11 protein-coding genes are annotated in these 12,889 nt (G+C 34.8%); 8 read left to right on the top strand and 3 right to left on the bottom strand.

Features of this window, described 5'->3' with window-relative positions; all coding sequences use genetic code 11:
* Nucleotides 1-22: 22 nt before the first annotated feature.
* Nucleotides 23-583 (bottom strand): DUF1836 domain-containing protein, encoded by a 561-nt coding sequence (locus GFJ36_RS27820; RefSeq protein ID WP_088065081.1) that lies wholly within the window; start codon nt 581-583, stop codon nt 23-25.
* Nucleotides 584-747: 164 nt separating this feature from the next.
* Here GFJ36_RS27820 and trhA point away from each other — a divergent pair, with 164 nt between their 5' ends.
* The 4 genes from trhA (at nt 748) to GFJ36_RS27800 (ending at nt 4,683) form a co-directional block, all read left to right on the top strand.
* Nucleotides 748-1,395 (top strand): PAQR family membrane homeostasis protein TrhA, encoded by a 648-nt coding sequence (gene trhA / locus GFJ36_RS27815; protein ID WP_000995376.1) that lies wholly within the window; start codon nt 748-750, stop codon nt 1,393-1,395.
* Between the two features lie 224 nt (nt 1,396-1,619).
* Nucleotides 1,620-2,636, top strand: a complete 1,017-nt coding sequence (gene galE / locus GFJ36_RS27810; RefSeq protein WP_098082163.1) for a UDP-glucose 4-epimerase GalE — start codon at nt 1,620-1,622, stop codon at nt 2,634-2,636.
* Between the two features lie 469 nt (nt 2,637-3,105).
* Nucleotides 3,106-3,696, top strand: coding sequence for an AmiS/UreI family transporter (locus tag GFJ36_RS27805; protein WP_000542569.1), 591 nt, complete (start codon nt 3,106-3,108; stop codon nt 3,694-3,696).
* A gap of 99 nt (nt 3,697-3,795) precedes the next feature.
* Nucleotides 3,796-4,683, top strand: coding sequence for an NAD-dependent epimerase/dehydratase family protein (locus GFJ36_RS27800; RefSeq protein WP_137012945.1), 888 nt, complete (start codon nt 3,796-3,798; stop codon nt 4,681-4,683).
* Nucleotides 4,684-4,771: 88 nt separating this feature from the next.
* Here GFJ36_RS27800 and sodA read toward each other — a convergent pair whose 3' ends face one another.
* Nucleotides 4,772-5,398, bottom strand: a complete 627-nt coding sequence (sodA, locus tag GFJ36_RS27795; protein ID WP_088065080.1) for a superoxide dismutase [Mn] — start codon at nt 5,396-5,398, stop codon at nt 4,772-4,774.
* A gap of 217 nt (nt 5,399-5,615) precedes the next feature.
* Between sodA and GFJ36_RS27790 the strand changes: the two genes are divergently transcribed.
* Together GFJ36_RS27790 and GFJ36_RS27785 are read left to right on the top strand one after the other, a co-directional pair.
* A complete protein-coding gene (locus tag GFJ36_RS27790) occupies nt 5,616-6,686 on the top strand; it encodes a nitric oxide synthase oxygenase (RefSeq protein ID WP_097890080.1) in 1,071 nt (356 codons plus the stop codon).
* A 361-nt stretch (nt 6,687-7,047) separates the two neighbouring features.
* A complete protein-coding gene (locus tag GFJ36_RS27785; RefSeq protein ID WP_097890081.1) occupies nt 7,048-8,616 on the top strand; it encodes a BCCT family transporter in 1,569 nt (522 codons plus the stop codon).
* A 96-nt stretch (nt 8,617-8,712) separates the two neighbouring features.
* Here GFJ36_RS27785 and GFJ36_RS27780 read toward each other — a convergent pair whose 3' ends face one another.
* Nucleotides 8,713-10,011: an MFS transporter gene (locus GFJ36_RS27780; protein WP_001103428.1), complete on the bottom strand. Its 1,299-nt coding sequence runs from the start codon at nt 10,009-10,011 to the stop codon at nt 8,713-8,715.
* Between the two features lie 328 nt (nt 10,012-10,339).
* Here GFJ36_RS27780 and lytS point away from each other — a divergent pair, with 328 nt between their 5' ends.
* Both lytS and GFJ36_RS27770 read left to right on the top strand, forming a co-directional pair.
* Complete coding sequence (gene lytS, locus GFJ36_RS27775) at nt 10,340-12,109, top strand: two-component system sensor histidine kinase LytS (RefSeq protein ID WP_097890083.1); 1,770 nt, start codon at nt 10,340-10,342, stop codon at nt 12,107-12,109.
* On the top strand, nt 12,087-12,827 hold the full coding sequence (locus GFJ36_RS27770; RefSeq protein WP_048542820.1) for a LytR/AlgR family response regulator transcription factor: 741 nt from the start codon (nt 12,087-12,089) through the stop codon (nt 12,825-12,827). Before lytS ends, GFJ36_RS27770 begins: the two co-directional genes overlap by 23 nt.
* Nucleotides 12,828-12,889 lie beyond the last annotated feature (62 nt).

Here is a 12,889-nt window from a genome sequence, read left to right as displayed (position 1 = left end):
AATAGGTGGATAGTTTTTTTATTTAAGATTCTTTTAAATCATCAATCAACTTCTCAGCTAAGCGCCTATACATATTACTCATCGACACAAATGATGTTAGTAATAAAAATTTCTCTAGATTCGGATCTTCTAAGGAAGAAATTTCACTTACTTCTGAAACAAGATTATTTACGTCTTGTGTAAAGCTTTCGACGTTTTTTTCGGTAAGAGAAAGATAATCTTTATATAATGTATTTAATTCGAATGAATCATCGTTTAATAAGGATTCATTTATATTTTCTAAGGAGCTTTTTATGTCATTAATGGAAAGGGCTCCTTTTAATTGATAAATTAAGCTGATTAAAATCATATGCTCTTTTGAGTATTTTTTATTTTTGATTGGAATAAACAGTTTCCCTTTTGCGTAATTGTTAATCATTGTTTTTGTTAATACTTTTTCATCATCGGTTCTTGTTGTATCCGAATAAGTATTTTCAAATAATTGGACAACCTGGTCTACATACAAGTCGACATTTGGAATATCCTCAAGCGTAATGTTTTTTTCTAAATATAATGTTTCAAGCAGTTTATTTATATTTTCCACGTAGAACCCCTCACTTTTATAACTTAGTGGAGCATAATGTTTAGTTTATCTCTAAATATGGTATTACGAAACAAATGAATTGTAAATGTTGACCTCTAATAATAATACGTATATAATTACATGTAGTTATTGAAACTACATGTAATTATATGAGGGGTGTATATATGAATGCTTATGTAAGAGAACCAGTTAATGCTTTTACCCACTTGGGAGGAGCTGTATTATCATTTATTGCATTATTAGCTATGCTTGTAAAAGTTTCTATTAAGATGCCATCTTTTGCGGCAATTACAGCTGTTATTTTGTTTGGTATCGGAATGATGGTTCTGTATACAGCATCAGCTGTATATCATAGTGTTGTAGCCAGTGAACGTGTTATTTATTTCTTTCGGAAGCTTGATCACTCTATGATTTTTATATTGATTGCAGGTACATATGCACCATTTTGTTTAATTACATTACATTCCGCAAACGGTTTATTATTATTTTGTTTAGTTTATGCAACTGCCATTTGTGGTATTGTTTTTAAAATGTTTTGGTTTAGTTGCCCGAGATGGTTATCAACAGCAATTTATATTACAATGGGCTGGTTAATTGTTCTGTTCTTTGCACCGTTAGCTGCTAACTTAAGTGCAGGAGGTATCGTGCTTCTAGTGCTTGGAGGCATTCTTTATACAATCGGTGGATTTATTTATGGAACAAAGCCAAAATGGTTAGAGTTTAAACATATGGGGCATCATGAAATTTTTCACGTGTTCGTGTTATTGGGAAGCCTTGCCCACTTTTTAAGTGTATATTGCTACGTAATTTAACAAGATGAAATTTCCGAGTGATTTTTATTTTTTCTTGATTAATAAATAAAGATATAGACACATATGTATGTTAAAGAGTTGCATAACGTAAAGGTTATGCGGCTCTTTTTTATATAAATAATAATTCGAAATAAATATTCTAAATTATCAGTCTTTTGTGGTAGGATAGATTTGTATTGAGGTTATAAAATTTTATAATTAATAATAAGTGGGGGACTATATATATGGCGATACTTATAACAGGTGGAGCAGGATATATTGGTAGTCATACGTGTATAGAATTATTAAATAATAATTATAAAATTATAGTCGTAGATAATCTTTCAAATAGTTCAATCGAGTCCTTAAATCGAGTAAAAGAAATAACAGGAAAACAATTTGAATTTTATAAAGAAAGTGTTTTAAATCGTGAAAAAATGAATGAGATTTTTTTGGAAAATAATATTGAAGCGGTTATACATTTTGCTGGATTTAAAGCAGTTGGGGAATCGACTACAATTCCTCTAACATATTATTATAATAATATAATAAGTACAATCGTACTATGTGATGTGATGCAGAAACATCATGTTAAAAAGTTTATTTTTAGTTCATCTGCAACTGTATATGGAATTCCAAAAACGTCACCAATTACAGAAGAATTTCCACTAAGTGTGACAAATCCATATGGGCAAACAAAATTAATGATTGAGCAAATTATGCGTGATGTGGCAAAAGCTGATGATGAATGGAGTATTGCGTTACTTCGTTATTTCAATCCCTTCGGAGCACATAAAAGTGGTCGTATTGGAGAAGATCCAAATGGGATTCCGAATAATTTAATGCCATATGTAACGCAGGTGGCGGTAGGTAAATTAAAGGAACTAAATATATTCGGAAACGACTATCCAACAAAAGACGGGACAGGTGTCCGTGATTATATTCACGTTGTTGACCTTGCAAAAGGACATGTAAAGGCACTTGAGAAAGTACTTGAGACGAAAGGAATAGAGGCATATAATCTTGGCACAGGTAAAGGGTATAGTGTGTTAGAGATGATAAAGGCTTTTGAGGAGGTTTCAGGTAAAAAAATACCTTATAAAGTGATAGGGCGTCGTCCTGGTGATGTAGCAGTATGTTTTGCTGATGTATCTAAAGCGAAACGAGAATTAGGATGGGAAGCAGAATATGGGTTAGAAGAGATGTGTGTAGATTCTTGGAGATGGCAGGTAAATAATAAAAACGGCTATCAAATGATTTAAGGTAGTTAGTAAAGCATTCTCTTATTAATTTGTAGGATATTTTATGTATATAATAAATTGTTTTCTTTATTATGTTGCTTGAGGTCAGTAATATGTTCAATTTAGGAAAGAGAATGTAATAAAATATTACTGACCATAGCATTTGAATAGCAACCGGTTCTATTGAAAAGTATTCCAATACTTGTATCATTGTTAAAGTGCGTTTATAATCAAATAATCTTGTTAGCTTTTTGCTTGAATTACGTATTATTGAAAGCGTTTTTATTGCGTGATATATTTTGATTGACATCATTACTGTATAAAATGTATGAAAAGGGTTTTTCTATTGTTTTTTAAGGTAGGAAGTCTGACTTATTTTCGAAAAAACTTCGTATGTAGTTGTAAGTAAGAAGGAGAATAAGGAATAATATAATTTTTACAAGACGGGGAGGGTACAGTGTGAAAATGTAAGGTTTTCACATGAGGATATATGGGGTACGTAGGATTATTACTTTCGGGTGCAGCTTTATTTTTAAATAGTCTTGTTATATTAGGGAAAGCAGAGATGAAAAGTGCGGGTGTTTTTAATTTATTTGTGGGTGCACTACAAATTATTATTCCGTTCTATTTGATCATGATTTCTGACCAAAGTAATTGGACAGTGTATTCATATGCAGCTACTTTCTTATTTGGATTAACCTATTTATATGTAGGTGTTACCTTTATAAAAGGAATGGATAGTAGCGGTTTAGGTTGGTTTTGTATTTGGGTAGCAATTATTGCTTTATTCTATATGGTTGTTTCATTTGTTCAATTTCACGATGTTGTTAATGCATTAACGTGGTTTATGTGGGCATTACTTTGGTATTTATTCTTTGTATTAAATACACAAAAGAAGAATATCAATCAATATCTTGGAAGAATTGCCTTCGTACAATCATGGGTAACATTGACGTTGCCTTCACTCTTTTATTTTATGGGAGTATGGGGAGAGGGATTCGTATATGAACTATGGGTTTATGTATCCGTAATTTCTATTTTATACTTCTGTTATTGTATTTATAAATATCGAGTACGTTAATATATTTTCTGTAGAAAAGCATGGAATCGTTAAACGAATTCCATGCTTTTTCTATATTAGCATTTATAATAGAGAGGTAGTATTTTACAATTTATCAAAATGGGGATGATGAATTTGAAAAAAGTATTGGTGCTAGGGGGAACAAGATTTTTTGGTAAACATTTAGTAGAAGCACTTTTGCAAGCTGGACACGATGTAACAATTGCGACGAGAGGCATTACTGAAGATTCTTTTGGAAGTGTAGTAAACAGATTGATTGTAGATAGAGAAGACGAAAAACAACTAGCTGAGCGTCTAAAAGATAAAAGTTATGATATCGTATACGATAATTTATGCTATAGCTCGAATGCGGCGAAGATAGTATGTGGAGTGTTACGAGGAAAAACGAAGAAATACATTATGACATCTTCAATGGCTGTTTACGAGCCAGCACTAGGCTTATTAGAAGAGAACTTTAATCCGTACGAGTATGCCATTACGTATGGAGATAGGAAGGATTTTACTTATGGTGAAGGCAAGCGACTAGCTGAAGCTGCTGTATTTCAACAAGCAACATTCCCAGTTGTTGCAGTACGTTTTCCAGTTGTTATTGGAGAAAACGATTATACGAAAAGGTTACAATTTTACGTTGAACATATTGTGAAGCAAGAACCTGTCGCCGTGAATGATCTAGATGGAGAGTTATCATTTATACATGAAAAAGAAGCAGGAGAATTTTTAGCTTGGTGCGGGATGAAGGACATAGAAGGGCCAATTAATGCTTGTAGCAACGGGGTAGTTTCTACTCGAGAAGTTATTCATTTCATAGAAGAAAATACGGGAATAAAAGCACTCGTTCAAGAAGTAGGAGATAATGTAGCACCTTATAATGAAGTGATTAATTGTACATTACATAATGGAAAAGCTAGTGAATTAGGATTCCCGTTCCGAGAATTGAAAATAGAAATAGAACAAGTATTACGTTATTACATACATGCAATGAAATAATCATAAATCCCCCGGTGGCAATCCGGGGGATTCTGGAGGATTTCGACAATACTAATTGTACATTACCAAACTTACCTTATACGCACGACTAATGTTTTTGTGATCGCATTGCTTGTAAATACTTTTCATTTACCTGGTCCCAGTTCACTGTATGCCACCAGTTGGTAACAAATTCTGGACGCCGATTTTGATACTTTAAATAATAGGCATGTTCCCATACATCGATGACGAGTAATGGAATTTTACCTTCTTGCAAAGGTGTATCTTGATTGGGTGTACTCATAACGGAAAGTTCCTCACCGTCCAGAACAAGCCATCCATAGCCACTTCCAAAACGACTAATAGCTGCTTTGGAAAGTTGATCTTTTAAGTTGTCAAAGGTATTGAAATAATAATCAATTACTTTTGCAACGTCTCCATTAGGCTCACTGCCACCTCGCGGGCTCATTACTTCCCAAAAAAGACTATGACAATAGTGACCACCACCGTTATTTCTGACAGCTGTAACAATTTCTTTTGGTAAAGTTTCTAAATTACATAGTAACTCTTCTAAAGATTTATTATGTAATTCCGTATAGTTTTCTAAAGCGGCATTCAAGTTATTTACGTATGTCGCATGGTGCTTTCCGTGATGAATGGAAAGCGTGTTGCTATCGATATATGGCTCTAGTTCATCATAGTCATATGAAAGCTTTGGCAATTGAAATGAAGACATAACATTCCCTCCTTTCTCATTAAAAAGTTGGTCTAGGTAAAAATAATTTACCTGAGTCAAAAATACACCTATTTTTTATACAAGTCAATAGTAATCTCTTTAATTTTCTGAAAAATATTACAATAAAAGTAACACTTCGACTTTCATTTGTGACTCTTATTCTTTTTGCTTATACTGTAAAGTAGTAACGTTTTGTTGAAATAGAAGGAGATCGTTTATGAGTAAAACGAAACAATTAATAGAGGAAGCGAGTCATTTTATTACGGTTTGCTATAAAGAGCTTAATAAAGAACTCTTCATAGAAGAGAGAATAAAAGAAATTCAAGTTGAGATAGAGAAGACGGGGACGTATGAGCATACATTTGAAGAACTTGTTCATGGATCACGAATGGCATGGCGCAATAGTAATCGATGTATCGGAAGACTATTTTGGAGTAAGATGCACATATTAGATGCACGTGAAGTAAATGATGAGGAAGGTGTATACAACGCATTAATTCATCATATTAAATATGCAACGAACGATGGGAAAGTTAAACCGACAATTACAATTTTTAAGCAATATCAAGGTGAAGAAAATAATATACGAATTTATAATCACCAATTGATTCGGTATGCAGGGTATAAAACAGAAATGGGAGTGATTGGTGACTCTCATTCCACTGCGTTTACGGATTTTTGCCAGGAACTTGGCTGGCGAGGAGAAGGTACGAATTTCGATGTATTGCCACTTGTTTTTTCTGTCGATGGAAAAGAACCTGTATATAAAGAAATTCCAAAAAAAGAAGTGAAAGAGGTACCAATTGAACATCCAGAGTACCCAATCTCATCTTTAGGAGCAAAATGGTATGGGGTTCCAATGATTTCAGATATGCGCTTAGAAATTGGCGGTATTTCCTATACAGCCGCTCCGTTCAATGGATGGTATATGGGGACGGAGATTGGGGCTCGTAACTTAGCGGATCATGATCGTTATAATTTACTGCCGGCTGTTGCGGAGATGATGAAGCTCGATACATCGAGAAACGGTACGTTATGGAAAGACAAGGCGCTAATTGAATTAAACGTGGCTGTTTTACATTCTTTTAAAAAACAAGGAGTTAGTATTGTGGATCACCATACAGCTGCGCAACAATTTCAACAATTTGAGAAGCAGGAAGCGGCATGTGGACGGGTTGTAACAGGTAATTGGGTATGGCTCATTCCACCGTTGTCGCCAGCTACCACTCATATTTATCATAAACCGTATCCAAATGAAATTTTGAAGCCAAATTTCTTTCATAAATAATAGCTAGTATAGTTTTTTTATGCAAATTATAATTTTTTTTAATTACTGTTACGTAGCAAATGGAAGCCTTTACTCTCGGTTATTTTTGGAAGGAGCTTTTTGAACCAAGGAGTTCCTTATGTTATAATCAAATTTCTGTTTCGAAGACCTTATAGAAATATAAGGTCTTTTGTTTTGCTTTTTTATGTAATAGGAATAGAAAATTTCTTTTAAATAAGGGATTTAGCATATTTTTAGGGACAACATAAGTGTGTAGAAAATTGATGAATTATTATGCTTATATAATCATTGTGTTTTGGATGTAAACAATAAAACATAATAAAGTTGTTTTTTTAGATTGCTGAGGAAGGAGGAAGTGTAAATGAGAATGAAGAGTCGAAAAACGGATTGGCCTGTATTTCTTATTAGTGGTGGCTCACTTTTATTATTTGTAATTGCAGTTATTTTAAATAAAAGTTACGTAGAGGGAGTCATTAATAGCAGTTTTGCAGCTTCAATTAAATATTTTGGTGCCTTTTGGCAAGTTTTATTAATTGGTACATTTGTTGTTGCAATGTGTATGGCATTTTCGAAATATGGGAGAGTTAAACTTGGGGGGCTAGAAAAACCTGAGATTAGTACGACAAAATGGCTCGCTATTATTATGTCTACATTACTTGCTGGAGGTGGCGTTTTTTGGGCAGCCGCAGAGCCGATGTACCATTTGATGACGGTGCCACCAATACATGAAGGTATAACTGCTGGGACGCAAGAAGCGGTAATGCCTGCTTTAGCACAAAGTTATATGCACTGGGGTTTCCTGGCTTGGACGATTTTAGGTACAATTAGTGCGGTAGTTATGATGTACGGGCATTATCATAAAGATATGCCGTTAAAACCTCGAACGCTTTTATATCCTATCTTTGGGGAGAGATTGCGAAAGAGTTGGCTTGGAACAATGATCGATGTATTTGCCATTATTGCGGTAGCTGCAGGGACGATTGGTCCAATCGGATTTTTAGGACTACAAGCAAGTTATGGGTTACAAGCATTGTTTAACATTCCTGATGTGTTTACTACTCAATTAGCTATTATTGTTTGTGTAGTAGCTGTTTCTACTATATCTGCGGTAACGGGAATTGATAAAGGGATTCAAATTATAAGTAATTTAAATGTTAGGTTAGCAGTTCTATTAATGCTATTTGTATTACTATTTGGACCAGGTGGATTTATTATCGATTCATTTGTGTCTTCGTTTGGATTTTATATAAATGAATTTATTCCAATGAGCACATATCGTGGTGATACAGCTTGGTTAGGATCGTGGACAATCTTTTTCTGGGGATGGTTTATTGGATATGGACCGATGATGGCAATTTTAGTGAGCCGAATTTCAAGAGGAAGAACAATCCGAGAAATCATCGTTGCAATTGGAATTATTGCGCCTATTATTACAACATTTTGGTTTACTATACTAGGGGGATCAGGTGTGTTTTATGAGTTAATGAATCCTGGTTCTATCTCGGTGGCATTAAGTGAATCTGGCATGCCAGCGGCTATGATTGCAATTACAGAGCAACTGCCACTATCTAATATTATTGGACCTGCATTTCTTTTATTAACAATTTTATTTGTAGTGACAACAGGAGATTCAATGGCTTATTCAATTTCAATGGCAGTGACTGGAGATGGAGATCCTAGAATTAGTTTGCGAGTTTTTTGGTCGCTTATTATGGGCGCAGTTGCGGCGATTCTTTTATATATGGGTGAGGGAAGTATTAACGCCTTACAATCCTTCATTGTAGTGACGGCTGTTCCTGTATCTATTCTGTTATTCCCGATGCTATGGCTAGCGCCTAAAGTCGCAGGGGAATTAGCGTTAAAACAAGGTATTGTAAAAGAAGAAGATAAAACTAGCTTCTTGTTCCAAAAAGCTAGTAAATCAAAATAAATAATTGTATTTATATAAGAAGAGGAAGCATTTCATTTGAGATGCTTCCTCTTTGCTATTTATTTAACTACTGTTCATACTCTGTACATTTTCAATCTATTCTAATACTTTATCTTTCGTCTCTGGGACACATAATAGCATTGTAACTAAACCGATTGGATAGATAATGAAGATGAGAGATAATGCTCCCATTAAATTACCACCTGCAGCAAGTAAGCCGATAATAACAGGCCCAAATCCAGCTAAACCACGTCCTGTACCGAAAATAAAGTTTTCTGCTGTAGAGCGAGCTTCAGCAGGATAGTTTTCGGCTAAAACTGCCCCGAATCCTCCCATCATGCCATTGGCAAAGAATCCAAGCAATGCACTTCCCCATAACAATAATGTTGAGTCTGTGAATAAGAAGAAGTAAATGAGACAGTATATAGTACCACCGACATAATAGATTGTAAAAGTTTTACGGCGACCAATTTTATCAGCTAGAATACCAAAAGTTGCAATTCCAATTAGCATGCCAATTGTAGAGATGAACATCCAACCGCTCGCTTTTGCTAATGTGTAGTTATATTTATTCGCTAAAATAGTTGGCATCCATGTGAAAATTCCATAATATCCGAAGTTCTGGATGAATGACATAATAATAAGACCGATTGTTGTTATCGTTACTTTTTTATTGGCAAATAACTTTCGAAGTGGGAACTTTTTCATTTGCTTTAGTTGTTCTGCCTCGGTAGTTGTTAAATTACCTTCAGCTTCTTTTTGTAACAATTCTTTTTTGTATCGTTGTTTTTGTTCCCATATTTTCGGTTCACTTAAACTTTTGCGGACGTAAACAGCTAATAAAGCGGGAATGAGTCCAAATAAGAAAACAGCTCTCCATCCGAAATGCGGGACGATAAATGCTGGAAGGAGTGAAGCGACTAGTACGCCAAATTGCCATCCAAGTGCAACAACGGATGTCGCCTTAGCGCGCATTTCTTTAGACCATGTTTCAGTTACGATGGCCATTCCAATCCCGAATTCACCACCAACTCCCATTCCAACTAAAAAGCGAAGAATTAATAATTGCCAATAATCTGTTGCGAAATAAATAAGTGCTGTTGCGAGTGAAAATAGTAAGATTGTGAAGGCCATCGTACGGATACGCCCAAATAAATCAGCAATAAATCCAAATAAATAAGACCCGATTAGCATTCCTATTGTGGTAGCTAATGTCAAGTTTCCACCTTCAACAGGGCTCAAATGAAATTCTTTTAAAATGTAGACCAGTACGAAAGATAAGAGCAACATATCTAAACCTTCTGCTGCATATCCTAGCGCAGAACCAAACAATGTTTTATATCTTTTCTCCTTCGTTTCCTCTGTTGTTGATTGTACATCAGTAGTAACGTTCATCATTACTCCTCCCTATTTTCTCCTACAGTCGCTACGGAAGAATAACAAAAGGCCTTCTCACCTGATATGATGAGAAGGCCAAAAAAGCATACGTATCTCTAAAAAAGACCATACGTATAGTATATTCCGACTTCCTTCTCAACCTCACGGGGTTGGGTTAAAGGACTGTATTATATTACTTTATTTTTAGCACTCTTCTATTAGGTTGTCAAATAAAGAGGGGATAGTTATGTGTAAAATATTTCAAAAGATATTGCATTCTTCTTGACGCCCACTTCATTATTTTCCCATAATAAAACTAACTCATATAAAAAGGAATGAATCACAGATGCTAAATTTAGTACTTATGATGATTGAACGTGTCGGACTTATTGTTATTTTAGGATTTTTACTTTCTCATATTAGAACGTTCAGGCGCCTTCTTCATAGACAAGATGGGTATGTAGATAAGCTTAAGCTTATTTGTATTTTTTCAGTGTTTACAATTGTCAGCAATTACACGGGAATTGAAATTGCGGGGAATACAATTATGAATGAAAATTGGCTACAAGGTGTTTCGTCATCTAGTACAATTGCGAATACACGTATTATGGGTGTTGGAATTAGTGGATTGCTTGGTGGTCCTATCGTCGGAATTGGAGTAGGATCGATTGCTGGTATTCACCGTTATATGCTTGGCGGGACGACAGCGCTAAGTTGTGCAATCTCTTCAATTTTAGCAGGTGTTATAACTGGGTATATTGGACACATTTTCAAAAAATATAATCGTGCAATTACGCCTAAATTTTCAGCGATTTTAAGCGTGTTTATTGTTTCTTTAGAAATGATTATGATCCTATTAGTCGTAGAGGATGGAACTAGTATCGTGAAAACAATTGCGATACCAATGATCCTTGTAAATAGTTTCGGAAGTTTTATTTTACTTTCAATGATACAAGCTATTTTGCGTCAGGAAGAAAACGCGAAAGCTCTGCAAACGCATAAAGTATTACGAATTGCTGATAAGACATTACCATATTTTCGCAGGGGATTAACAGAAGAGTCTTGTAAACATGTGGCACAAATTATTCACCGTTTTACGGGAACGGATGCGGTATCCTTAACAGATACAGAGAAAATATTAGCTCACGTTGGATTGGCATCAGATCATCATATTCCTTCACACAGTTTAATAACAGGTTTATCGAAAGAGGTTTTACATACAGGGAAAATAATGAAAGCGAAATCACGTGAGGTTATTAATTGCCAACATGAAGGCTGTCCTTTGCAAGCAGCTATTGTTATTCCATTAACTTCACATGAAAATACGATAGGGACATTAAAACTGTATTTCAAGAACCCTAACCAGTTAAGTCGTGTTGAAGAGGAACTTGCAGAAGGATTAGCAAAAATATTTTCCACGCAGCTTGAGTTAGGTGAAGCAGAGTTACAAAGTAAGTTATTGCAAGATGCCGAAATAAAAGCGTTACAAGCACAAATCAATCCGCATTTTTTATTTAATGCGATTAATACCGTATCAGCTTTATGCCGAACAGATGTAGAAAAGGCAAGGAAGTTATTATTGCAGCTTAGCGTGTATTTCCGTTGTAATTTGCAAGGGGCACGTCAGTTGTTGATTCCACTAGAACAAGAATTAAACCATGTACAGGCATACCTATCACTAGAACAAGCAAGATTCCCAAATAAGTATGAAGTAAAGATGTATATTGAGGAAGAGTTAAAGACAACATTAGTACCACCATTTGTTCTTCAACTGTTGGTTGAAAATGCGTTGCGACATGGTTTTCCGAAGAAACAGCCAGTATGCGAAGTAGAAGTGCATGTTTTTGAAAAAGGGGGCATGGTTCACTTCGAAGTAAAAGATAATGGACAAGGAATTGAGGAAGAACGCTTAGAACAATTAGGAAAAATGGTAGTGTCGTCAAAGAAGGGGACTGGAACAGCTTTATATAATATTAATGAACGACTTATCGGGTTATTTGGGAAAGAGACAATGCTTCAAATTGAAAGTGAATTAAATGAGGGGACAGAGATTACTTTTGTTATTCCTAAAAAAATAGGGGAGGAAGAACGGAGTGTTAAAAGTATTAGTAGTTGACGATGAAATGTTAGCACGTGATGAATTGAAGTATTTATTAGAGCAAACGAAAGAAGTAGAGATAATTGGTGAGGCGGATTGTGTAGAGGATGCATTAGAGGAATTAATGAAAAACAAACCAGATATTGTTTTCCTAGACATTCAGCTATCTGATGATAACGGATTTGAAATCGCAAATATATTAAAGAAGATGAAAAATCCCCCTGCAATTGTGTTTGCTACTGCCTATGATCAATATGCGCTGCAAGCATTTGAAGTAGACGCGTTAGACTACATTTTAAAACCATTTGATGAAGAACGTATCGTACAGACATTAAAGAAATATAAAAAGCAAAAACAAATAAAATTAGAAACAAATCAAGAGGTAAAGAGTGTAGACGTAACGACCGAGATGCATAAATTAGCATTACCAATTGAGGAATCGATTGTACTTGTGAATATTGAAGATATTATATATGTAGGACTTGTGGATGGAAAAGTGACAGTAAAAACAATGAGAGAAACGTATGTAACACACGATACACTTGTAATTTTGGAAAAGAAGTTGCCACAAGCAAGTTTTATGCGTGTCCATCGCAGTTTTATTGCAAATATTAATCATATTACGGAAATACAACCATGGTTCAATTCTACATATAATTTAATTATGAAAGAAGGATCAAAAGTACCTGTTAGCCGTACATATGCAAAAGAACTCAAAAAGCTACTTCGTATTTAAGAAGTAGCTTTTTGCATTTCATCTGCCTATTTTTGTAACTAATTTTGTATATTTGACGTTCC

The organism is Bacillus sp. EE-W1, assembly GCF_009760835.1.
Taxonomy (GTDB): Bacteria; Bacillota; Bacilli; order Bacillales; family Bacillaceae_G; genus Bacillus_A; species Bacillus_A wiedmannii.
Note: the sequence above shows the minus strand (reverse complement) of the source record. Positions and strands in the feature narration are given on the sequence as shown.